Origin of the sequence: Centipeda periodontii DSM 2778 (assembly GCF_000213975.1) — a bacterium.
Taxonomy (GTDB): Bacteria; Bacillota; Negativicutes; order Selenomonadales; family Selenomonadaceae; genus Centipeda; species Centipeda periodontii.
Map to the genome: position 1 here is coordinate 485,687 of NZ_GL892076.1, position 22,415 is coordinate 508,101.

A 22,415-nucleotide genomic window follows, 5' to 3' on the forward strand; every position below is an offset into this window, starting at 1 on the left:
GCTTTTCGCCCTCGATCCTCCACAGAGCACCTCTCTGTGTCCGGTTTGCCTCCTCAATCGGACGAAAAAATCTACGCCAATCTGACGGACTTCATTTTATCAGTGGTTCCTTAGATTGGAAAAATCGACTGTACCAGAGTCTCCTTTTTCAATATAATCACGGATTTCTTTTTCTGTCGGCGTTTTTCGGCCTCTTGCTGTTCAATGACCTTCCCACGCTCATTGCACTCATCATTCCATTGTTTCAAACTGGAAAAGATACCCATGTGAATCACTCTCCTTATCGTATCAAGGATACGCTCTACCGACCTCTGATCTTCTCAAGCATACGAATACGCTCGAGTATGCCGATCGCGATTTTCTCCGATCGGTCACTCGGAAGATTCTTGTTTTCCGTTAGAATTTCTTTTGCCTGTGCGGGAACATAGCGCAGCATTGCAAAGTCGATGCCGGAGAAGTCGCGGACAAGTTTGATCTGCGTCCTGTGTTTATTCCGGAAGGTCTTTGCCTTATCGAAATGCTCTGGGATATGCGCCATGTCATACCAAAGGCTGTTGCCATTATCGAAGATCGGCGCAGGGTGCTCAATCTCCAAGGTGTTGACATTACGGATGAACCCGAAGTTGCCCCAATGCCGATCTACATTCATGATGAGAAAATCAAGGCAGAGCATTTGCTGAACGAACTTCTCACCGTCATGAATCTGATAATGCTCCATCGCACGTTTCAGCTGTTCCTCCTTTGCCGTCCCTTCCTCAAAGCACATAGATTTGCAGATATAGTAGGCAGATACATACTCATGATCCTCGTCGATGAAGTTTTTGCACTTGCTGTAATATCGATGATCGTCCTCTGCAAGCGTGTACTCTACATAGGGGATGGACATACAGGAAAGGATGCGCGAGCCAATGACCTCGTTGAACGGCTCTTGGACGAACGGCGGTGTTCCGGTCTTCATCAGATACCGAACACCATCCTCAATGATCCATTTTTTCTGGATGAGACCATCGGATGTGTTGTCCGGCGAGTTCATATCCAAATCCCCATTGATGCGATTGTCAATTAGAAATTCTCCCATGTCCATGGAGAAGGCATTCGTAAAGAAATTGATGTCCTTCCATGCTATGTCTGCACCAAGCGGCTTGATCCAATATTGGTCAGAGAGGCTGAGGCCGAACGATTTATTGATGATCTCTGCCATCGCCGAGACCTGCAGATCCTGCAGCCGCTCGCGCAGCTGCCGACGTGAGACGGGAATGCTGCGGCCATTCCACCACTGTGTGAAATTCTCACCGAGCATTGTCCAATCATCGCTATAGATTGCAATCGGCATCGGCTCTGCATTGTGAATTTCGAGAATCTCTTTGACGTAGCTGGTCTTGATGTCAATATCCAGCGACATGAGGGGCGTATTCTTGTTCATGAGCGTAATCTTCATGATAACACGTCCTTTTCCTGTGTATAGAGCGGCTCATAGGTCGTGAGGATATGCTCAACCAATCGGTTGAGATTCAAGCCGGTTTGTACCGCATGAATCGCAAGCGCTCGATGCAATGCAGGAGAAATACGAACGTTGAAGCTGCCCTTGTACGGAATTTCCGGAGAAATTCCATTTTTTTTGCATTGTTCAAGGTACACATCAACCGCCTGATGAAAATTTTTGACCAATTCATCGGCTCTGACTGCCTGATAGGTGACTTTTTCCTGTATGCCGAGAACCCTGCCAAAGAGAAGACCATCTGTCTCCGAAATTTCTACGGAGCCGACATATTCCTTATACCGTAGAATATTCTTCATCGTCCACCTCCATCCTTTTTTATTTTACAAAATCTCTATGAAACAAGCAACTATATGTAGTTGCTTGTTTTGAATGAAAAATGATAGGAATTTTATGCAGTCGTTTCGCGGTAGGATAGAAGCATATGCTATAATATCCTCATAGGAGGAGATTTTATTTGTTTCACATCGAAGACAAGGAGACATACGAGCGGATCAAGCGGGATAGAACGGATGCAAAAGAGCGCATGGACAAGTCTATCGAGGCGTATGGCGCAACCTGTCTGACGCTGAAGAACGAGTTCGAGCATCTGGAAAAGATCAACAAGATGCGCGGCGCACTCCCCAACGCAAAGTTCGTCCGCATCGACTCCCACATGAAAATCGCCGTCTGTGAAAAATATGTTCTATATGGGAGTCAGAACATGATGTCCTATCGCTATAAGGCGGGAAAAAAAGATATTCGCTCCGAAATTACGATCAAGGATACGGATGTGCGGGAGATCGAGGAGTTCAAAAAGATCATCGAGCGTGAAGTCGGAAAGAGAGTGAGGTTACGGTGGTAATGTCCTCGAAACTATCGGAATGCACAGGATGTAACGACATACACCTATTGGGGGCGTTCTGTGCGCTCCTCCTCTCTGTCGTCCTCCTCACGGGCTGCTCATCCACACTCGCCACAGAAAGCAGCGATCCGTATACGGCGGACGATGTGATCGCGATGGTGGAGGAGAAATTTGCCGTCTGCAATCCGCATCTCATCTGCACGGAAACGCAGGTTGAAAAAGAAAAGCCGTTCGAGCGGCGCATCTATGTCCTGCGCGACACGGCAAATGATTTTACCTTCTCGTGCAATGCGGTCGTCCGCCGCCCGACGCTCCCGCGCCCCGGTGCGGAGCGGGACACGAATGCGTTCTTTCAGTATGCGACGGGGTATGCCGCGCATCTGAATGCGGATATTGCACGGGTGACGGCAGAGTACGGGTTCCGCACGGCAACGGCGGAGGAGGCGGAGGCACTGATTCATTCGGGCGTCAAACGCAAACACCTTGATCGGGAGGTCTCGCTCTTTGATGAGGGCGACTTTATCTTCGTCACGGACGGCGCGCGCGGCGCAGATCTGGCGGCGATCTGCAAGAAGCTCCACACGCTGTACCGTCCAAACGGGGACGGTGTCGTGCTTTCTGCACTGTATGGGCGCAAGATTACGTTCTACGATCTGCCGCCGAACGAAACGGAGCTGACGCGCGCCACCTTTGTCGCCTTCTTCACACTGAAGGGGCCGAACGACTGGGCGGCGACGCTCGCCGATAACCCCGGCTCCTCATCGAATGAAACGGATGTCGCCGTCATGGAGAAGAATCTCGCGCGCTACTTTGACAGCTGTCTGCGCAGTGCGCGGGAGGAGGCAAAAAACAAGGGCACGGGGGCTACGCGCTGAGGAGTAAAGCGCTCGACAAGTAGGGCTGTTGCATGAAGCTAGAAAACTTCGTGCAACAGCCCTTGATTATGTCAGTGGTATCGCTACAAGCGCCCCTTCCACCGCTTGCGCGGTCCCCCTTCCCCGCTGCGGCGGGGCAGGCTTGGGGCTGTGGTGCCCCTTCACCAATGCGTCGCGGTCGCCTGCTCGTTCGCGATGTGATCGCGGCGCGAGAGCGCGAGGCAGACGGCATCGAGAACGATGTGGAGGCTCTGGTCGAACAGCGAGCTGAGGAGCTGGATGGATTTGCGTTCGCCGCCCGCGTCCCCCTTGACAGTGCCCGGAATCTCAAGCACAACGTCGGCACACTGCCCGAGCGGCGACGCCGGCTTGCTCGTGACAGCGAGCACGCGCGCGCCCTTTGCCTTTGCCTTCTCGGCGTCGCTCACGACGTTCTTGCTTGTGCCCGAGCCGGAGACAGCGATAAACACGTCACCCGCCTCCACGGCAGGGGTAATCGTCTCACCCACGAAATACACGGTATATTTGAGGTGCATCAGTCGCATGGCAAACCCCTTTGCACTGAAGCCGGAGCGCCCCTCTCCGTCGACAAAGATGCGCCGATTCGGCGCAATCTCCGCCATGAAACGCTCGATGTCATCCTCCTTCACCTTTGCGAGGACGCCATGAATTTCCTCCTCGATCTGCTTTAGTATCTCCAGCATAGTTCTCCTCCCTATTCTCTCATCGCCTTATGAAATGCGCGCGCTTCCGCCGCAGGATCCGCCGCCTTCGTAACGGCACTCCCGACGATGCCGATCTCGATGCCACAACGCCTGAGGAGCGGCACGCTCGCAAGCTGCACGCCGCCCGCTGCCGCGATGCGCGGCGTTTTGGCAGCGGCGCGCAGCTGTCCCGCCATCTCCTCGATGAGTGCGCCGAGCCCCTCGCCCACGCAGTCCGAGGGCAGGTGGATGCAGAAAATCGCACGCGGGAATTCTGCGGCGATCTGCCGCACGCGCGCCGCATCGCATGCGAGGAGGTCGATCAGGTAGTCCCTGCCGAACGCGTCGGCGACCTCTGCACACGCGCGGATCGTCGCAGACGAGGAGAAGCCCATCACGGTCGCGACTGCCGCGCCCGCTTCGTACGTTTTTCGGAATTCGTACGCGCCCTCATCGCAGGTCTTGATATCCGCGAGGAAGTCCTGTGCGGGAAAGGTGCGCGTAAGCGCCCCAACGCTATTCTCAAGTCCAAAGTCCTTGATGAGGGAGGTGCCGATCTCCACGATGTCCGCGTACGCCTCCACCTGACGAATCATCTCCATCGCGGCGGGGACATCGACGCGGTCAATGGCTACTTGCAGCTTCATTGTGCGCCACCTCCCCGCTTTGCGATGTATGCCGCGAGCTCCTCACGCGTCGGCAGCCCCTCGTTGTCGCTCTTGACCGTGACCTGAATCGAGCCGATTGCATTCGCGCGCTCGACCATCTGCGCGACGGGCAGATGCTCAAGCCACCCGCTGATGATGCCGACGGCAAAACCGTCGCCCGCGCCGACGGTATCGACGACCTGCTCCGCCGGAATCCCCGCGATGTGCGTGCATCCCTCGGGCGTATCGGCATAGGCGCCCTTCGGTCCCTCCTTGACAAAGACCATGCGTGCACCGCGCCCGCGATAGAACGCGGCGATCTCAGCGGGGTCACTGCTCCCCATCAGGATCTCGCCCTCCGCCGTGCCCGGCAGGACGATGTCTGCCATCGATGCGAGGTGATTCACCGTGCGGATCATCGCATGTCTGCTCTCCCAGAGCGTCGGGCGCAGGTTCGGGTCAAAGGTCACGCAGATGCCCCGCTCCCGTGCGCGCTCGATCAGTCGGTAGGAGGCATTGCGGCAGCTCCCCGAGAGCGCGGCGGGGATGCCCGTCATGTGCAGCACGCGCACACCGTCCAGCGGAATCGCCTCCACGTCCGCCTCGCTCAGATGCGAGGCAGCGCTGTTCCGTCGGAAATAAAAGACCTCGGGATCGCCCTCTGACACCTTGTTTTTCAGCTGATAGCCCGTAAAGTGCTCCGCGTCGTATGTGATCTGTGTGTGAATCTGCTCCTTCCGCAGCTTCTTCTCGATATAGGTTCCGAACGGGTCCCGCCCGAGGCGCGTGGCATAGGTCACACTGTGCCCGAGACGCTTGAGCCCGATGGCAACGTTGACATCCGCACCCGCGAGCAGCTTCGTAAAGTTCTCCACCTCATCGAGCGGTCCCTCGGTCTCCGCCACGAACATGACCATCGGTTCTCCGAATAAGATAACGTCTGACATCGCTGTCTCCTCTCAGTCCTCGACGGGAACCTTCACCACGATCTTGCGCACGAGGCACGGCGCATCGCCGATGCAGCGCGGTTTGTGCCCATCGTCGGGCGATACGACGGCAAAGTCCCCCGCGCGCAGATGCACGCGTCCTGCGGTCTGCGGCTCCTCATAGAACGCGAGGTCGCGCTCCGCATCGTACGGCTCCGCCGGGGTCAGCTCGGACTGCCGGATATAGCCCATGCACTCCTCGCCGCTTGCCACGTACTGAATGTCAAAGTATTTCCGATGCGACTCAAACCGGCAGGTATCTGCGGGCATGGTCTCATACTCCTGCACCTCCGCGCGCATGCCGTCCCCGATCTGCAGCACGCTGCCCGGCTGTTCGTTCAAAAAATCCGTTTCCTTCAGAAACGCAATTGCGCGGCGAAATCTCACAGCGCGATAGTCCCACTTGCCCTCGATCTTGATATTCTCCGTCAACATATGGCATCCTCCTCCGTCATCCCCTCCGCATGGGAGAGAACCTCTCTGATCTCATCAAACAGCGCACTCGCCGCGCGCATGTCGTAACCGTACACGAGCAGCACGTCCAGACAGTAGGGCGAATACGTCAGCCCCTCCATCGCCGCAGCGAACTGCATCGCCGCGATCTCGCCCAGACAGCGGATCGTGGAGCGGTTCGGGATCGGACCGCGCCAAAGCGCGATCTTCTCGGTCTGTGTAAAGATCGTCGCCTTCTTCTGCATCTCCACCACGTGAAACAGCTCGTGCCACAGGAGGATGCGCGTGATGTCAAGGCGCGGGAGCGACGCTGCCACATCCGTGTCCGTAAGAAGAGCCTCGCCGCGCCGCACCGCATCCCGATAGACGGTGATGAGATCCGGCTCCGTAAGGGTCGCAAAGAGTATCTGTCCGCCGCCGGGCGATGCGTCCTCAGAGCGGATTTCCACACCGAGATGCTGCGCTGCGCGTACGGGCGTCAGCGCGGTATCCTCTGCCTCGCACGCCGCACGGAGAAGGTCTGCCTCCTCCGCACCGCAGCGGTACGCCCACTCCATCAGGACGCGTTTTTCATCGTCCGTGAACTTATCCCGCAGCAGTTCCCGCGAGAACGCGTACCACCCATAGTCCACGGGCACGATCTGCGCCATGTGCCGCATCATCGCCCCGATGGGATAGACCTGCTGCTCCGCATACGGCTCATACGACGCAGGTTTTGACCGCCGAAAGAGTTTTGCCCAGTCCACGCCCATCTCCTCCCATCTGTACGCTCCGTCTTACATCATCGTGCGTGCGCCGACCACCAGAATCTCCATCGACGCATCCATCGCCTGCATCTCCACATCCATGAGCATCAGGACGCGGTCGAGCTCCGTGCTGCCCGAGAAGTCCATCACGCGCGCGCCCGCACAGATGTAGTAGTCCGGGCGCAGAATGGCGTCCGCCTTATACACGGCGAGCTCCTCCCACATCTGCGTGACGACGCCGCGATAGCCCGTCACGCGCGTGGCGGCAGCCTTTGCATCCGCGCGCTGCACCTTGATAAAGCCCTTCTTGTCCACGATGCGCACGGCGCGTGCGCCGCCCGTGTCCTTCGGTTGGAAGATGCGGAAGTTCGGGCTGTGCGCCGTGACCTCAATCGCGTCAACGGTCGTCTTCATGTCCTCGGCGGCAATCGCGTGTGCCTCCTCCTCGGAGCACTCCGCCATCAGATCCTGTGCCTTGACTTCCGTCGAGCCGCTCGCGATCGCAGTCAGCTTCGATGTCTGCGCGTCGATCTCGATGTGCACCTCGACCGTATCGGGCGCGGCACCGCTCTCGACCGCCTTGTCGATCGCCTCCTGCTTGATCGCGCGGATGTCATCTGCCGTCGGGTTCGGCACTGTGCGCTCGACCACATCACGCACCATCGCAAGCGCAACGCCGATCGAGGAGATGACCTCCGCGTTCTCCGGGATGCTGTAGTGCACGCCCATCTTCTCCGCGCAGAACCCGATCAGCGCCGCCGCACCGCCGCCGACACCGACGAGGTGGATCATGTCGCGTTCGAGCTTGTATTTGTCCGCGAGCTCAAAGATCACGGGGCTGATCTTCTCATACGCGCGCGTGAGGATCTGACGCGCCACATCCTCGACCGTCGTGCCCATGTAGTCCGCAACGGGCTGCATCGCCTTGCGCGCCGCCGCCGCATTGCCGTACGAGAAGTACTGCGGGTCAATCAGCCCGAGCACGTTCGCCGCGCAGGTATTCGTGATCGTGATGCGCTTGCCGCTGGCGAGGCGGATGCACACATAGTCGCTCGGATCACCGGGACGCGGGGAGAACAGCTCAAGCTTCGGATCGACGATCTCCTCCTCGGGCGTAAAGACGGCGTACTCGAGCCCCGCGATATGTGCGCTGCGCGGGCCGACATCCTTGACGCCCTTCTCGCTCACGCGGATCATGCTACCGCCTGCAACGCCCATGACACGCACATCGAGCGATGTGATGTACGTGCGGTGCCCGCCCACGATAGAGTAGTCGATTGCGGGACGGCCGTCCTTGATGACGCCGATGTTGACCGTCGTGCCGCCGACCTCGAAGTACACGCCGTTCGACGCGCGCAGGTAGACGAGCGAGCCCATGACCGAGGCGGCAGGTCCCGAGAGCATCGTGAGCACGGGGCGCTTTTTCATCTCCGTGATCTCCATGACACCGCCGTCGCCGCGCATGATCATCAGCGGCACCGTGACGCCCGCCGTGCGTACCGAGTACTCCGTCTGGTTCGCCGTGTTCAGCATCTTCGGCAGGATCGAGGCGTTGATCGCCGCCGTGCGCGTGCGTCGCGTCAGACCGTAGAGCTTCGTGATCTCCGATGCCATCGTCGTCTCGACGCCCATCTCGTCCTTCGTCACCGAGGCGATGTTCTGCTCCTCCGCCATATCGTCCACGCCGAACGCCTGCGTTGCGACGAAGACCTCCGCGCCCTCTGCCCGCAGTTCCTTCGCTGCCTGCTCCACGCTGTCATGCGAAAATTTCCCCTCGGGGATGTAACGGTTGACAATCTCGATCTTGCGCCCGTTGCCGAGGTCAATGTTGCCGAGCTTCATCTGGATCTTCGCGAGGAGCCCCTGAATGCCGCCCTCCGAGGTGCCGATGATCCCGACCTTTGCCACGTCGCCCTCCACGAGCGCATTCGTCGCCTGCGTCGTCGAGTGCGCGACGAAGATGACCTCCTCCGGCGCGATCCCGTGCTGCTCCATACATTTTTGAAACGCCTGCACAACGCCCGCCGCGACGCCGTACTCGTCATCGTGCGTCGTCTTGACCGACGCCTTGCCGATGATCTTCTGCGTCGCGTTGTCGATCGCGACCGCCTTCGTATGCGTGCCGCCCACGTCGATGCCCATGCGTACCTGACGTTTGATTTCTATCGACATAATGCCCCTCCTATTCCACTCAGGCAGCATGCCCGAACATGACGTAGATCATGATCTCAAGAATCGCGGTGATGATCCAGCCCGCCGTCGCGCTGATCATGAGATACTCGCGCGTCGAAACTTTTGTATAGCTGACGCCCCACACGATCCATGACTGCGTGATGCAGCAGGAAACATTCATGACAATGCTCGGGATGATGATGAGCGGCGCCAGATAGCTGACCGGCAGATTCAGCGAGTTCAGAATGCCGAGCGTCGCCGCGCCGCAGCCGAACAGCGTGAACGGCCCGCGGAAGAGCCCCATCGGTGCGAGCACGGCAAAGGCGAGCGAGAGGACGAGCGTATCGTTCGGGATGACGCCGCCGAGCAGCGCGCGGAAGTACGGCACGCAGAGCTCCGCCGCCTTGTTGAACATCGGCAGGAAGAGCAGGAATCCGACGAGCGGCGCCGTGTCGCAGACACCGTCGAAAAAGTCCTTGTTGATCGTGCGCGCCGTCTGCGCCCACGACTTCAGCTTGCCGCACGTCAGCATCGCATAGAAGCTGCCGCAGACAAAGCCGAGGATGATCGGAACCTTGAACACGATCAGGAGCACGACGGGGAGAATCGGCGTGAGCAGCGCATAGCCGGAGACGCGATCCTTTGCGCGCTGGCTCTGCGGCAGCGTCGCCGCCCAGCTGTGCACCTTTTTCTGACGCGTTGAGAGAATCACGAGCACGATGATGACCGCCATCTGGATCAGCATGCCGTAGATGCCCCAGCTCACCTGCATCTCATAGGGATACATCGTCTTGCCGCTGCCATCGAGGAAGAACGCCGCGAACTGCCCGTAGAGCACGGGATTCAGGAACATACCCGCGCCGACACTCATCATAAAGGCAACCGTCGCGACAATCTTATTGATGCCGAGGGAGAGGAAAATCGGCAGCACGATAACGCCGATCGCGATGACTGCACCCGCGCCGAACACCGACGAGAAGATCGCCGTCGTCACAATGCAGATCAGGATGCACGTCAGCCATGGCTTGTCGCCGCCGAGCTCCGTCGTCGTGCGAATGAGGCTCGAGGCGATGCCCGTGCGCATCAGCACGCGACCGAACCACGCGCCGAAGCAGACGTTGACCAGCACCGAGCCCCAGCCCTCAGGCCCCGACTGGAACACCTTTTTCAGCGCGTCCCCCCACGAGGTCTGAACGATCTTCCCGCCCATCTCGATGAAGGAGGGATCCGTCACCACCATGTTGCCAACCATCGGCAGAACCGTCCAAATGATTGCCATCGTGAAAATGCCGAGCATCAGATTGCCGCCGCGTACGGCGTACACAACCAGCCCGAAGAAGGACACCAACAGCAAGATACCGACTACATACTCCATGTCAATCCTCCTCAAAAAAAGCCTACAACATTTACTCTATTTATGATGAACTATCTTCATATCTCCTTTCTGTTTATGATATGTAAGCGCTTTCACATCGTCATTATAGCAACTCTTCGCAAAATGTCAATTCTTTTTGCGATGTTGGAACATAAAAAACGGTTCTATGATAAATGTTACGGAAGAATGCAGACTACGGTGCTCCAAAGCAAACCCTAGTGGAGCAAGCGGGTAAAGTGCGCGGTACGCCCCGTCGGACTTCTTTCGTTCAAGCGCAGCGCGTTTAAGAAGTTCGACGGTATTTAAGCGTACAAGCGCACGAACGCTTGCGAACGAGGCGTTTGCGTGGAGCACGCAGTCCGTAACACTTGACGTAGTCCCTAAAAAATGGACTGCGATACGAAACTCTTCGCTTCGTATCGCAGTCCATCGATTCTCTTGCGCGAGAACGCGCCTTCCGTCACGCTGCGTAAGACAGGTTTTAGATGCGTAGCCCGCATGGCGGAAGAGGCGCCCCCTTCCCCGCTCACGCCGTATCCTGCACAATGAGCTCGGGTTTGATCTTTCGCTCCTTACGCACCTTTCCCTCCGTCAGCAGCTCGATCAGCACCTCGACCGTGAGGCGGCTCAGCTCCTCGCCCTTGTTGTTGATCGTCGTGAGCCGTGGATTGCAGACGTAGGCGTACTCCGAGTTGTTGCAGCCCGACACCGCGATCTCCTCCGGCACGCGCAGGCCGCGTGCAAGCAGCGCATAGAGCACGCCGACCGCCGTCAGATCCTCACCACATACGACCCCGTCATAGGGGATACCGTTCGCCTCATCATAGAGCGCGTCACAGATGCGTGCTGCAACAGCGCTGCCGCCGTCCATGCCGTACGCGGTGTGAAAGATATGCCGCCGTGGGTTTTTCTCCCCCACCGCGCGCAACGCCTTGCAGAACCCCTTTTGCTTGCGCTCGGATGCGCCTGTCTCACGATCCGCGACATACGCCAGATAACGGTGCCCCGTTGCAATCATATGCCGGACCGCCAGCTCGATGCCATAGCCCTCATCGACGAATACCGTATGCGCATTCTCCCGATCGAGCACACCGTTCGCCAAGACAATCGGGGTTTTTCGCACCGCCTGCAGCGCATCCTCCGTGCACAGATCACGATAGATCGAGCCGACGAGGATGATGCCGTCCACGCCGCGCTCACCAAGCATGCGCAGATAGCCCGTCGTCTTTCCGATGTCCGTATCCGTATTGCACACGAGCACGGAGTAGCCCGCGCGCGAGAGCAGCCCCTCCATGATATACGTCGTCATGGCATAGTGTGGCACACGCACATCCACCACAAGGATCGCAACCGTCTTCATCGAACCCGTCGCGAGCCCGCGCGCGATCGCACTCGGCTGATAGTTGCTGCGCGCGAGGACCGCCTCGATCTTGTCACGCGTCGCCTGACTGACGTAGCCCTTGTTGTTGATCGCGCGCGAGACCGTCGCGATCGACACGCCCGTTTCCCGCGCAATATCGTAAATTGTCATAGCAAGCTCCCATGCGCCTATTTCACAAAAAATCCAAAAGGTTCACGATCATATCAAAATCTATGATCACAGATAATCCGGATGCTTTCTTTAATTGCCGTAACGAGTTTTTTCTTCTCTTCCTGTTTCGATTTTGCCGGACAATCGTTAGAACACGAATATGTTGTGATTCTCTTACTTTTCAAATCAAAAGGAAGATCTTCCTTCTGTCCCGTCACATCATTAAAAATAAGAATAACATGTTCGTCCCCCAGAGAACTCAGAGCATATCCCGTTTCTACTAAAACATTGGGATTCGGCAACTTCTTTGCCCCCTCTGTATTGATAAAGGAAACGTCTGCCACAAATATCAAAGACCGATCTATTTTTTCAAAAATCACACGCGCAATCTCAGGGGAACCAGAGCGTTCCTGTGTATCTTTATCAAAGCTAATTGGTAAATTCAATTCTTCTACAGAGTCATCAATCGCTTTTTTGAGTGCATTCTCAATAAAATTACGATTTGTTGAATTGGATAAGTCGCTTTGCCAAGAATAGAAAATATTATATTCTCTCTCACTCAAATCATTTTTTAATTCTTCTAAAATATACGTCAACCAAGTACGTAGCCCGTCTTCTTCTCTATACTCAAATCCATGCTCAAATGCAATTAAACGCATGACATTCAATGCCGTCTCAAAATTATCTATTTTAGTAGATAGAATCATCTCAAAAGGGACATTGATCTTATTGCTATTGTCAAAAAATACCTGTTGAATCGATACTCTATTTTCTAAAATACATGTTATCAGCTTTCCTTTAGGAACCGCCAATAACCGCTCAAGCAGCCTGATGCCAAATCGTAGTTTCCAAACTTCTTGTTTGTTCATATTTCCTCTATCCCCCCTACTCCCCAAAGAGATCGGCATGTGTCCCTGTCGCCGTAGCAGATAGAATCAGCCGATCCTCAAAAATCTGATACATGAGGAGCCAATCCGGCTCAATGTGACACTCACGAAAATCTCGCAGATTCCCTCCCAGAGCATGATCGTGGTGTTTGTCCGGCAACGACTGTCCACTTTGCAGGAGTGCCAATACCGCAATGAGCTTCCTCATATCTTTGCCCCGTTTTTTCGCACGCCGCACATCACGCTTCATGCGATTCGTATAGACAATCTGATACACGTCACTCCTCCAACATAGATGCAACCGCATCCTCTGCAGAGGCGAAAGGTCCGTGCAGATTCTGCCCCGTGCGGCTGTCACGCACAGCCTCCATCAAGTCTTCGGAGATTTCGTAATGCTGCACCGGAAAAGGAATCCCCGCACGCGCAATGGATGCCCGCAGGAAAATCTGAATCGCCGTTGCAGTATCAAGTCCAAGGCTGGCAAAAAGATCATCCGCCTCCTGTTTCACATGATCATCAATCATTACTTCAAATCGTGTCATGATCTGCACCTCCATATTTGTCCAATTTATTCTAGGAATCACTGATAAAATGAAGTCCGTCAGATTGGCGCAGATTTTTTCGTCCGATTGAGGCAGCAAACCGGACGCATAGCCAAAGCTATGTGGAGGATTTGCTAACGAAAAGCGGACAAAAAAGATGCGCTAAGATGACGCGGCTGAATTTATCAGTGCTTCCTTTATTATACCATATTCCCCCACGAGAGGAACTGTTTGAATAACAGTGTGACGAAGAGCCGCGTCCGTTTTCTAGGGAATCGCTGATAAAATGAAGTCCGTCCGATTGGCGTAGATTTTCTCGTCCGAACAAGGAGACAAACCGGACGCATAGCAAAGGCTATATGGAGGATTCCAGGGCACAGTTCGGGCAAAAAAGATACGCTAAGATGGCGCGGCTGAATTTATCAGTGCTTCCCCAGCATAAGAAATTTGCTATGAACACATTTACCATTGTCTTTTTTCGCATTTCAATATATGATAGAGGTGCTGAATTATTCGAATATCCAGAAAGGAGCAAGTTCTATGAAGATCCTCTCCCCCATCCGCATCATTGCCGCCGCACTCTTCGCGCTGAGTGCACTGCTCGGTGCGCCGAACGCACAGGATGCACCGCTCTCCATTGGCACGACCGCCGCTGCGGCGCAGGAGGTACAGACAGAGCCGCACTACTGGCAGATGTACTACAACTATGCCCCGCCGACGGATGAGTTTATCGCGGGTCTCGCCGCCGAACAAGGTGTCGCCTATACCCCGGGCAAGAAGGGTGAGGCACGTTTTTATGCCGACGACGGCCGCCCGATCTACCCGAGCAACGACGGCGCAGTCGGTGTGATTGTGACGGTCACGCTCCCTGCGGGCGATCTGCTGACGCGCTATGGCAAACCAACGGGTCGCTACGTCTCGCCCGACGGCATGACGTTCGAGCAGCGGGCACTGCCGAGCACGACGAGTGAGGGCGACTTCCACGTCTACTGCGTTGAGCGTCCCATCGACGGTGTGCAGAAAGGGAAGATCGCTCCGTGGTTCGGACGCACAGGCGGCGGCATCCAGTACAAGCTGCCCGACCGCATCGTGAATCTGATGGAGGCGTCCATGCTGCGTGAGGTGGACTTGGCCGAGGAGAAGGAAGCCGCATAATCCGCGCACGTCGTAGAGCAAACTTTTTTCTTGCATTCTCCCCTCCCTGTTTCTATAATGCAGATAAATATCTGCACAGACGGGGAGGTTTTTCTATGAGAATTCCAATGCGTCAATATATGGCGCTGCTCGGCATCACGATTGCCGCATTTATCTTTAACACATCCGAGTTCATACCGATTGCGCTGCTCATCGATATCTCGAAGTCGTTCTCCATGACGGAGGCGGCGACGGGGCAGATGATCACGATCTATGCGTGGGTGGTTGCTCTGCTCTCGCTGCCGCTCATGCTGCTGACCTGCCGCATGGAGCTGAAACGGCTCCTGCTCATGATGGTCGCGCTCTTTGGGCTCGGACAGCTCGTTTCGGGACTCGCGACGAGCTATGATGTGCTGCTCGGCGCACGCATCATCGTCGCCTGCGCACACTCGATTTTCTGGTCGATTGCCGCACCGCTTGCGACGCGTCTCGTGACGCGCGAGCATCGCCCGATGGCACTCGGCATGATCGTGACGGGCAGCTCCGTCGCGACGATTGTCGGACTTCCGCTCGGACGTGTGATCGGCCTCGCGGCGGGGTGGCGTATGACGTTCCTGCTGCTCGCCGTGGTCGCCGTGATTGCGTTCGTCTATCTCGGGGTTCTCCTGCCGAAACGGGCACCGGGAGAGGGGTTCACCATCGGCGAACTGCCGTCGCTCGTCCGACAGCCTGCACTTGCGTGCATTTACATCATGACGGCACTCTTTGCGACAGCGTACTTCACGATGTACAGCTACATCGAGCCGTTCCTGCACAGTGTCGCGGAGTTCTCGCCCAGTCTGATTACGGTGGCGCTCATGCTGCTCGGGGTCAGCGGCATCCTCGCGAGCCTCGTTTTCTCCAAAATGTATGGAAAGCGCCGCTTTTTCCTGCTGCGCTGGTGTCTCGTGGGAGTCGCGGCCATGCTCTTCCTCTGGCAGGCGGCATCCATCTCCGTCGGCACGATGATCGTGCTCACGATGCTGCTCGGGATACTCGCAACGCTCTACAACACGATGTTCCAGGCGGAGGTGCTCGCCATCGTCCCGCGCGACGCATCGACCGTCGCGACGGCGATCTACTCGGGCATCTTCAACCTCGGCATCGGCAGCGGAACGTACCTCGGCGGGCTCGCGACGGGGGACGGTCACCTCGCCCACATCGGCTACATCGGCGCACTGATTGCCGCCGTCGCTGCCCTCCTCTGCCGCGCAGTCTATTTGCCGGCAGTACGAGGGAGATAGACGAGGAAGATAACGGGGCGACGGAACGAAAAAGGATTTCGTTCCGTCGCCCCCGTTATTATTTATAAGACAGATCCCTCATTCTTTTCCATACGAAGAAAATGGATCTGCCGCCGTCGGCATCGGCTCCGCTTCATAAACATAGGCCCCCCGAAGTTTCTGCGCATGTCTCTGCACGACGTGCTCAATATGCCTCTTCCACGCGGGCGCATCCATCGTCGCACGATTTTCCGCGCAGCACAAAAGAAGCTCACGTACACGCGTCGGCGTTGCCTCACCGGATGTAAACATTGCCTCAAAATACATCTGATACTGCGCAAGTGTCAGCGGGACAATCTGCAGCTCCTGCTGCTCATCCTCTTTCGTATACCATATCCCATGGCGAAACGTCTCAGCAGTATTCGTATCGATCTTCACTGCGATGAACAGCCCATAGACCGGTTTTGGGACCCATCGAAGAACCGCATCGGAAACATGGCGGCGCACCGGCTCCCCCTCCATTGCCTCCTGCCGCGAGGATGAGGACATCGTGACCTCCGTGAGGATCGCAAAATCGTCGAACTCGCTGTAGAGATCGCCCTTCCCGCCGCCTGCGGTACTGACCGGCATGAAGTCCGCGTCCATCTTGAACCCGCGCACCTCATACGGCATCGTAGTCAGATGATTGACGGCAAGAATCGCACGCCACAGAATCCACTCAAGATACACCGGCAGCTCATCACGCGGCACCTCGATCTCGTAGTCCTCATCATAGGTCTTCTTACCGCCGCCGCGCAGGATGAGTGTCATATAGTCCGAGATTTCGCGCCACTCGTAGCATTGGCGACGCGCATACTGCATCTCATCCGTCTGCGCCAAGAGCTGCTCAAGTCTCTGCCGAGCCATATTGATCTGCATCGCCGTTTCAAGAGGCGGTGCAGGCACCTCAAACGCAATGTGCCGCTCCTTCAGCGTTTTTTGCAGTTCGTCCAAGAGTTTTTTCGCAACGGGAACATCGTCTGTCGGCAGCGGTGCGCCGGTACACAGCACCTCATAGGCACGCATCAGAGATTCCGCAGATGCTGTCGTCGATGCAAGCCGCTCTGCCACGAGGCGCTTCGTTGGCAGAAGCATGAGTCCTCGACCCCTACGCTGCAGAATTCCTGTAATCCTGAGATAGCGCATATTCATATCCGCATAGTCGAGAAAATTATCCACCTTCTTGCTGTAGTGCTCCGCGCGACGTGCAATCTCCATGCGGTCAAACTTCTTCTTCGAAACGGCATGTGTGCGACGTTCTCTGAGATCCAGAATACGAGCCACGACCTCGGAAAAATCATACGCCGGGTTCGTCGTCTGTACCCACAGCGCAAACTCAATGCGGCTGATCTCGGACGAGCCCGTGCGCCGCTCGAGTTCCAGCATAATCGCAAGTACCCAGCACAGCGGCGCGAAATAGCCACCTTCGGGCAGCGGAAACTGCGCCACACGCATCGCTCGAAGAAAGCACTCCTGCATCGCCGGATAAGTGTCCGCCATGAGGAACGTGCGCCCAAACGGCGTAATCGCATCAAGAGTACCAAGTGATTCCTGCGCCCCATCCGCCTTTTTTAACTGCGGATAGATCAGCCCATTTTTCGCAAACATCAGCCGCCACTTGCGTGCATGACTGCCGGACGCATCCTTGCCCGCCTCGTTACGGATGATCCCGCGCTCGTTCAGGAGGTTCATGAAGCCAATCTCATTGTTACGCCCGCGAAAATTCCCCACGAACGGAGACTCTGCATAGATGCGAAAGCCCTCCTGAATGCGATTCGGGCTGCGCAGCCCCGTGTTGCCAACCAGCCAAATATCGATGCTCCGCTCCATCGCCGCCCCCTCAATACCCGACAAAAAGATACTCCTGCACCGCATTCCGATGCGTCTTTGCCGTCGCCTGATTCCCGAACGAATACTTGTAGTCCACGGGGATCACCTCGACGTGCTCCTTGTACTTTGCCATCAGGGCAAGCATTTCCTCCTGTGTCGGGAGACTGTTCGAGGAGTAGGACACCACGAGAACACTCTTCGCAAACTTTCGAAAGAGGCGGTCAAATGCCTCTGCCGCTCCGAGGCGCGTCGAGAAAGGTGTCGGATAGGATTTGAACTTCTTGGTCAGCGTATGCTCCTGAATCTCCACGCCCTCCCAGTTGCGCGCAAGCCCCTCCACGAAATGATAGCGGCGCACATATTCATTGTCCGAGAGCGGCGAATAGTAGGGCGGATCCATATAGACGAGATCCGACGGTATCCGCACCGTCATCGCATCGCCCCAACGTGCACGGCTTGCCCGACCATTGTCAAATACCGCCGCATTCACGAGCTCCACCGCCTCAAGGAACTGTTCTTCGAGCGTCTTTTGCAAGTCCTTCCTGCCATCGTCATAACGATGTCCCGTATATGTAAATATGCCGCGCGGGCGTTTTTTGATGCACGCACGAATGAGTGCGGTCATTGCTATCGCGCGTTCGTATGGATTTCGCAGATGTGCGATATTCGTGCGCAGGGTGTCAATCAGATCGTTTTCCTCATCGGTGTAATAAAGGCCCTGAAATGTCCGTGCAACAAAGTGATCCGATTCCTTCTGTGCGAGAAGCAGCTCCTCCGCCGTGCATGACGAAAGTGTAACCGTATTATTTTCCACCATCGCCTTTGAGAACGTCGCTGACATCGCCATATAATCATTGCTCAGGACCGTCTTGCCCTGTGCCTTGAACATATAGCTGACAATGCCCGAGCCGGAAAAGAGATCCGTGATCGTCTCTGCACCAAACTGTGATGCGACCGCCCAAACCTCATGGAGAAGTTTCTGCTTCGACCCCATGAAGCGTGTCGGCGGGTACTGTGCGACCCGCGCTGAGAGAGGAACCTCCACGCGGGCAATGCGCGGCCGTGCCACAGGTGCCGCCGTCACAATCACATCCTCGCCCCTGCGGCTCTTCCCATTGGAGGAAATGTGCCGCTTCGTCTGAATGATCTCGATCGGATACCGCGCATAGAGTTCGTGCACGAGCGGATGATTCGAGTTCGTGAGGATCACATAGCATCCGCGTTCATGGAGACGCGCGACCATCTCTGCGAGGCGTACATGATCCTCCTCGTAGAACCGCTCCTTCGTATAGCGCTTGAAATCTGCATACGCCGAGATCGGCAGATACGGCGGATCCAGAAAGATCAGATCCCCCGCCGCCGCATGCGTCTCCAACACATCCAGATAATCGCCGCAGATGATCTCCGCACGCGAAAGAACGCGCGTCGCCGCAAGAATCGCCGCACGATCACAGATTTTTGGATTTTTATATCGTCCAAAGGGGACATTGAACTGCCCCTTTTGATTGACGCGATAGAGCCCGTTAAAGCACGTCTTGTTGAGGAAGATCGTCCGTGCCGCCGCCTCCACAGGCGATAGTTGCTCCCAATCGAGCGCACGCACCTCATAGAAGTGTTCACTCGTATTCTCGTACTGCTCCAGATGCGCGATGACCTGCTCTGCATCTGCCGCAACTGCACGGTACATATTGATGAGCTCGGGATTGCTGTCCGCAAGAACGGCCCGCTCCGGCGCCAACGCAAAAAAGAGCGCCCCGCCGCCAAAAAATGGCTCAATGTATTTGCCGTAGCGCGGCGGCACCTTCGCGCACAACTCCCCGAGCAGCTGCGTCTTCCCGCCCGCCCACTTTAGGATGGGCTTCGCCTTGTATGCTTCTGTCCTGTCCATATTTGCTGATACTGTCATATACGCGTCGCTTCGCCCTCCTTGGAGCTATTATAGCATATTTCAACTAAGTCATAGATCTTTTGACCCCTTTGCCGATCCGAATACCTCATGCCACCAAAACCTTTTCTTTCATAATCGTTTGATAGAAATTACTATCCGGGTTGACCTCAGTGATTTCAAAAACATCCACGTTTTTCTTGAGCACCTCGCGCAGATCCTCCACCAAGGCAAAAATCATCGTTCGCCGAAACATTTCTCCACCAAAAACAAGAAAATCCAAATCGCTGTTCTCGTCCGCTTCCCCTCGCGCATATGAACCAAACAAATAAATTTCCTTCACACGGTATTTATCAGCAAGCGGTTTCACCGCCGCGGCAATCTGTTCCATGGTAAATACAGACGCTTGCATCATGACTCCTCCTGTTCATAATGATTCATAACGCTTCCCGAGGCTTGTGCACACTACAGCACCCGCCGCACCATCGCGGGACTGTACGCCGCAAAGAGCTGGTTAAGGAAGCCCTGATAAATTCAGCAAAGCGATCGAATGAAAATACATTCGATCACGTTACGTCTTGTGATTTCATCAATGCTCTACATCCGCGCCTCATTATATCATACTCACGCACTCTTCATAGACCATTTGACGACCTATTCCTCAACAGGATGTGCCGCCATGCGGAATACTTTGCAAAAAATGATATTCTCATGGATACCCATCTATTATACCATATCTCCAATCAAAAGAGCCCGCCCCTGCGTTTGCAGAGACGGGCTCTTTGTCATGCGTTCCGATTACTGCCCCTTGGCAGGCACATCGACATTGCGCTCCCTGAGGTCGCGGTTCAGCGACTCCAAATGTGTGAGCACGGCGTTTGCGATGTTGACGTTCCGCTGCTCCTTCAGATATGCCTGATAGTGCGACGGGTTCTCGCCGCTCGCCGAGGTCAGCATCCCCGGCACCACCTTGCCGCCCTCATACTTGTACTGCGCATAGATGGTAAACGTGTGTGCATCGCCGTTCCACGTGCCGAGGTCCGCATCGCTGCTGGATCGATTGTCATGCGGAATGGTGATGGTAAAGAGATACGGGTCCCCGCTCCGACTCGGGAAATTCACGGGATTCCAATACGATCCCTTTTTCGCGACATCGGCCGCCATCGGGAAATGCACCTGCACCGCTGCGCCCTCTGCCGCTGCGTAGACGTACATCGTGTAGCGCCCCTGCTCCTTTGCCATGACGAGGAAGCCGTCCTCATCGCGGCCGGATGCGCCGATCACATTCGTGGTGATTCCCTTCTCTTGGAGTGTCTTTTCGTAGGTGCTGAAATCCTTCGTTTGCGCCTGCGGTGCTGCGCTCTTTTCCGCAGGCTGCGGCTGCGTGCTCTTGGCGTTGTCTGCCGGAGCCTGCGTTTGCGCGGCAGGTGCTGCTCCCATGACGGAATCCACTGCCGTCAGCACGGGCGTATTGCCCATGCGATACCACGTCCACCCGCCGATGCCAACGCCGACCAGCAGGAGAGCGATGCCGACAGCGCTCAGGGCAACACTGTGTGCATTCTTTCGGACGAATCCGATCACCGCAACGACAATGCCGAGGATCACAATCCCCACCGCCGCAGCGGTTGCGATCTGGACATGCTGCGGGTGCGGCACACGGAACACCGCTTGGATCACGACATCCTGCCCGGAGAGCGAGGGCTTCAGATCCCACGTCGCCGTCGTCCCGGAAACAATGCCGTTCGTGCGCTCGAATGCCTCCGGAACAATGATCGCAAAGTCCATTTTCACCGAGTCCAGCACGGACTGCATCATGCTGCGCGAGAACTCGTCCGTCTCCTGATTCACGGGGTTGCTCTTCGCATCACCGGCAAAGAAGAGATCGAGATCGTACGTATCATAGAGGAATCCTGCGCGATGCCATACACCATGATGCCCCTGCGTCGGCTGCCACGCCTTGGCTCCACCGCCGACGAGCTGCTCCACGTTCTCATACGTCTGCGTCGCGACGAAGCCGTTGCTGCGATCCTGAATTTGCGCGCCCTCCTTCTGCGCCTCGGCACGCTGCTCGCGGATCTTATCCATGGCGAACTCATTCGTCGCCGTCCACTCCTGGGAGACTGCAATCGTCCCATCCGCGCGGAACTCTGCCCCCATCTTCATCTGAAAGCACCCGCCAAGCAGGCTCACGAGGATGACGCCCAAAAGCGCCAATGTTCCCCTGCGTAACGTACACGAAAACATAACATTTCCTCCTAACAGATCCAACATACACGACTCTAATGATTATAAATGATTCAGACTCAATTAGAATTATATCATAAATGTATTTTAAGGTACAATGGTTTTATTGCAAAAATTCCGCATTCATTTCAAAAGCCCGCCCTTGCTCTCTTGTGCAAAAAGAGAGCAGGGGCGGGCTCTTTTCATTGTGTTCTGTTATTCCGTCAGTGTCTTTGCATAGAGGGAAGTCGAGCGCCTTGAGGTTCTCGATGGTCGGCTCGTAGTTGACCTCACTCCAACGGTTGCTGACGTAGAAAAGACCTTTGTTTCACCCTCGGACAAGCGCCGCATACTTTGCACGCTCTGCCGCTGGAATCTGCAACGCCTCCATCGCCTTTTCCACGGAGAGATTCATGCTCTTCATCAGATTACGAATGGAGGAGGCAAGGGCTTGCTGCATTCCCTGCTGCATTCCCTGCTGCATTCCCTGCTGCATTCCACGCTCCATGCCATCCTCCCACGCTTCCTCGGCACGCACCTGACGTGCCAGTTCTTCGTCCCACTCGAAATTCACCATGTCAAAGACCTCCTTTTCCTGCTTTTCTGTGAAGTATTCCGGCAAGTAATTGTGTGCAATACAATAGCGGATCGCTGCGGGTACGGCGGCGGCAAGCGCAGCCCCTTCCCGAACCGCAGCACGCACCTGCGCGACAAAGGCGCTGTACGCCTTCAGAGAAGCGCATCGTGTGAGGATTTCATGCTCCGATGCCTCGTTGATG

21 protein-coding genes and 1 pseudogene are annotated in these 22,415 nt (G+C 56.0%); 4 read left to right on the top strand and 18 right to left on the bottom strand.

What is annotated here, in order from left to right:
• Positions 1–301: 301 nt before the first annotated feature.
• Entirely contained in the window at positions 302–1,438 is a 1,137-nt protein-coding gene (locus HMPREF9081_RS02135) for a HipA domain-containing protein (RefSeq protein WP_006305283.1), read from the bottom strand.
• Complete coding sequence (locus HMPREF9081_RS02140; protein WP_006305285.1) at positions 1,435–1,797, bottom strand: type II toxin-antitoxin system HicB family antitoxin; 363 nt, start codon at positions 1,795–1,797, stop codon at positions 1,435–1,437. The genes HMPREF9081_RS02135 and HMPREF9081_RS02140 overlap by 4 nt, the downstream gene beginning before the upstream one ends.
• A gap of 158 nt (positions 1,798–1,955) precedes the next feature.
• On the opposite strand from HMPREF9081_RS02140, the gene HMPREF9081_RS02145 reads away from it, so the two are divergent.
• Both HMPREF9081_RS02145 and HMPREF9081_RS02150 read left to right on the top strand, forming a co-directional pair.
• Complete coding sequence (locus tag HMPREF9081_RS02145) at positions 1,956–2,342, top strand: hypothetical protein (protein ID WP_006305287.1); 387 nt, start codon at positions 1,956–1,958, stop codon at positions 2,340–2,342.
• On the top strand, positions 2,342–3,217 hold the full coding sequence (locus HMPREF9081_RS02150) for a hypothetical protein (protein ID WP_006305289.1): 876 nt from the start codon (positions 2,342–2,344) through the stop codon (positions 3,215–3,217). Before HMPREF9081_RS02145 ends, HMPREF9081_RS02150 begins: the two co-directional genes overlap by 1 nt.
• 161 nt (positions 3,218–3,378) lie before the next feature.
• Here HMPREF9081_RS02150 and hxlB read toward each other — a convergent pair whose 3' ends face one another.
• From hxlB to HMPREF9081_RS02205, 11 genes are all read right to left on the bottom strand, one after another.
• Positions 3,379–3,921 carry a 6-phospho-3-hexuloisomerase gene (gene hxlB / locus HMPREF9081_RS02155; protein WP_006305291.1) on the bottom strand — a complete coding sequence of 181 codons (543 nt, stop codon included), beginning with the start codon at positions 3,919–3,921 and terminating at the stop codon, positions 3,379–3,381.
• A gap of 11 nt (positions 3,922–3,932) precedes the next feature.
• Positions 3,933–4,568, bottom strand: a complete 636-nt coding sequence (locus HMPREF9081_RS02160) for an orotidine 5'-phosphate decarboxylase / HUMPS family protein (RefSeq protein WP_006305292.1) — start codon at positions 4,566–4,568, stop codon at positions 3,933–3,935.
• A complete protein-coding gene (locus tag HMPREF9081_RS02165; RefSeq protein ID WP_006305293.1) occupies positions 4,565–5,515 on the bottom strand; it encodes a sugar kinase in 951 nt (316 codons plus the stop codon). The genes HMPREF9081_RS02160 and HMPREF9081_RS02165 overlap by 4 nt, the downstream gene beginning before the upstream one ends.
• Before the next feature lie 12 nt (positions 5,516–5,527).
• Positions 5,528–5,989 carry a NanQ anomerase/TabA/YiaL family protein gene (locus tag HMPREF9081_RS02170; protein WP_006305294.1) on the bottom strand — a complete coding sequence of 154 codons (462 nt, stop codon included), beginning with the start codon at positions 5,987–5,989 and terminating at the stop codon, positions 5,528–5,530.
• Positions 5,983–6,753: a hypothetical protein gene (locus tag HMPREF9081_RS02175; protein ID WP_154647276.1), complete on the bottom strand. Its 771-nt coding sequence runs from the start codon at positions 6,751–6,753 to the stop codon at positions 5,983–5,985. The genes HMPREF9081_RS02170 and HMPREF9081_RS02175 overlap by 7 nt, the downstream gene beginning before the upstream one ends.
• A 30-nt stretch (positions 6,754–6,783) precedes the next feature.
• A complete protein-coding gene (locus HMPREF9081_RS02180; RefSeq protein ID WP_040394285.1) occupies positions 6,784–8,925 on the bottom strand; it encodes a hydantoinase/oxoprolinase family protein in 2,142 nt (713 codons plus the stop codon).
• Between the two features lie 19 nt (positions 8,926–8,944).
• The gene (locus tag HMPREF9081_RS02185; protein ID WP_006305297.1) at positions 8,945–10,300 is read right to left on the bottom strand and encodes a hypothetical protein; all 1,356 of its coding nucleotides are present in this window, start codon (positions 10,298–10,300) and stop codon (positions 8,945–8,947) included.
• 526 nt (positions 10,301–10,826) lie between these two features.
• Entirely contained in the window at positions 10,827–11,831 is a 1,005-nt protein-coding gene (locus HMPREF9081_RS02190) for a LacI family DNA-binding transcriptional regulator (protein WP_006305299.1), read from the bottom strand.
• Between the two features lie 53 nt (positions 11,832–11,884).
• A complete protein-coding gene (locus tag HMPREF9081_RS12720) occupies positions 11,885–12,700 on the bottom strand; it encodes a hypothetical protein (RefSeq protein ID WP_006305300.1) in 816 nt (271 codons plus the stop codon).
• 16 nt (positions 12,701–12,716) lie between these two features.
• The gene (locus tag HMPREF9081_RS02200) at positions 12,717–12,995 is read right to left on the bottom strand and encodes a type II toxin-antitoxin system YafQ family toxin (protein ID WP_006305301.1); all 279 of its coding nucleotides are present in this window, start codon (positions 12,993–12,995) and stop codon (positions 12,717–12,719) included.
• 1 nt (position 12,996) lies between these two features.
• On the bottom strand, positions 12,997–13,260 hold the full coding sequence (locus HMPREF9081_RS02205) for a type II toxin-antitoxin system RelB/DinJ family antitoxin (RefSeq protein WP_040394288.1): 264 nt from the start codon (positions 13,258–13,260) through the stop codon (positions 12,997–12,999).
• 540 nt (positions 13,261–13,800) lie between these two features.
• Here HMPREF9081_RS02205 and HMPREF9081_RS02210 point away from each other — a divergent pair.
• Positions 13,801–14,415, top strand: a complete 615-nt coding sequence (locus HMPREF9081_RS02210; protein WP_040394291.1) for a TNT domain-containing protein — start codon at positions 13,801–13,803, stop codon at positions 14,413–14,415.
• A gap of 95 nt (positions 14,416–14,510) precedes the next feature.
• Complete coding sequence (locus HMPREF9081_RS02215; protein ID WP_006305304.1) at positions 14,511–15,677, top strand: MFS transporter; 1,167 nt, start codon at positions 14,511–14,513, stop codon at positions 15,675–15,677.
• A gap of 78 nt (positions 15,678–15,755) precedes the next feature.
• Here the strand turns inward: HMPREF9081_RS02215 and HMPREF9081_RS02220 are convergent, their stop codons facing one another.
• From HMPREF9081_RS02220 to HMPREF9081_RS13580, 5 genes and pseudogenes are all read right to left on the bottom strand, one after another.
• On the bottom strand, positions 15,756–17,549 hold the full coding sequence (locus HMPREF9081_RS02220) for an AlwI family type II restriction endonuclease (RefSeq protein WP_245529841.1): 1,794 nt from the start codon (positions 17,547–17,549) through the stop codon (positions 15,756–15,758).
• Positions 17,536–19,413 carry a Dam family site-specific DNA-(adenine-N6)-methyltransferase gene (locus HMPREF9081_RS02225; protein ID WP_040394294.1) on the bottom strand — a complete coding sequence of 626 codons (1,878 nt, stop codon included), beginning with the start codon at positions 19,411–19,413 and terminating at the stop codon, positions 17,536–17,538. The genes HMPREF9081_RS02220 and HMPREF9081_RS02225 overlap by 14 nt, the downstream gene beginning before the upstream one ends.
• A 106-nt stretch (positions 19,414–19,519) precedes the next feature.
• Positions 19,520–19,825, bottom strand: coding sequence for a nucleotidyltransferase family protein (locus HMPREF9081_RS02230; protein WP_006305307.1), 306 nt, complete (start codon positions 19,823–19,825; stop codon positions 19,520–19,522).
• A gap of 383 nt (positions 19,826–20,208) precedes the next feature.
• On the bottom strand, positions 20,209–21,657 hold the full coding sequence (locus HMPREF9081_RS02235; protein WP_040394297.1) for a hypothetical protein: 1,449 nt from the start codon (positions 21,655–21,657) through the stop codon (positions 20,209–20,211).
• Positions 21,658–21,964: 307 nt separating this feature from the next.
• Positions 21,965–22,415: pseudogene (locus HMPREF9081_RS13580) on the bottom strand (transposase); the annotation flags it as partial.

Bases quoted from the DNA above. Each gene is read 5' to 3' on its own strand.
- HMPREF9081_RS02230 (WP_006305307.1), bottom strand. From the start codon at position 19,825: ATGATGCAAGCGTCTGTATTTACCATGGAACAGATTGCCGCGGCGGTG.
- HMPREF9081_RS02185 (WP_006305297.1), bottom strand. From the start codon at position 10,300: ATGGAGTATGTAGTCGGTATCTTGCTGTTGGTGTCCTTCTTCGGGCTG.
- HMPREF9081_RS02225 (WP_040394294.1), bottom strand. From the start codon at position 19,413: ATGGACAGGACAGAAGCATACAAGGCGAAGCCCATCCTAAAGTGGGCG.
- HMPREF9081_RS02140 (WP_006305285.1), bottom strand. From the start codon at position 1,797: ATGAAGAATATTCTACGGTATAAGGAATATGTCGGCTCCGTAGAAATT.
- HMPREF9081_RS02210 (WP_040394291.1), top strand. From the start codon at position 13,801: ATGAAGATCCTCTCCCCCATCCGCATCATTGCCGCCGCACTCTTCGCG.
- HMPREF9081_RS02170 (WP_006305294.1), bottom strand. From the start codon at position 5,989: ATGTTGACGGAGAATATCAAGATCGAGGGCAAGTGGGACTATCGCGCT.
- HMPREF9081_RS02190 (WP_006305299.1), bottom strand. From the start codon at position 11,831: ATGACAATTTACGATATTGCGCGGGAAACGGGCGTGTCGATCGCGACG.
- HMPREF9081_RS02205 (WP_040394288.1), bottom strand. From the start codon at position 13,260: ATGACACGATTTGAAGTAATGATTGATGATCATGTGAAACAGGAGGCG.
- HMPREF9081_RS02150 (WP_006305289.1), top strand. From the start codon at position 2,342: ATGTCCTCGAAACTATCGGAATGCACAGGATGTAACGACATACACCTA.
- HMPREF9081_RS02215 (WP_006305304.1), top strand. From the start codon at position 14,511: ATGAGAATTCCAATGCGTCAATATATGGCGCTGCTCGGCATCACGATT.
- HMPREF9081_RS02165 (WP_006305293.1), bottom strand. From the start codon at position 5,515: ATGTCAGACGTTATCTTATTCGGAGAACCGATGGTCATGTTCGTGGCG.
- HMPREF9081_RS02180 (WP_040394285.1), bottom strand. From the start codon at position 8,925: ATGTCGATAGAAATCAAACGTCAGGTACGCATGGGCATCGACGTGGGC.
- hxlB (WP_006305291.1), bottom strand. From the start codon at position 3,921: ATGCTGGAGATACTAAAGCAGATCGAGGAGGAAATTCATGGCGTCCTC.
- HMPREF9081_RS12720 (WP_006305300.1), bottom strand. From the start codon at position 12,700: ATGAACAAACAAGAAGTTTGGAAACTACGATTTGGCATCAGGCTGCTT.
- HMPREF9081_RS02135 (WP_006305283.1), bottom strand. From the start codon at position 1,438: ATGAAGATTACGCTCATGAACAAGAATACGCCCCTCATGTCGCTGGAT.
- HMPREF9081_RS02160 (WP_006305292.1), bottom strand. From the start codon at position 4,568: ATGAAGCTGCAAGTAGCCATTGACCGCGTCGATGTCCCCGCCGCGATG.
- HMPREF9081_RS02235 (WP_040394297.1), bottom strand. From the start codon at position 21,657: ATGTTTTCGTGTACGTTACGCAGGGGAACATTGGCGCTTTTGGGCGTC.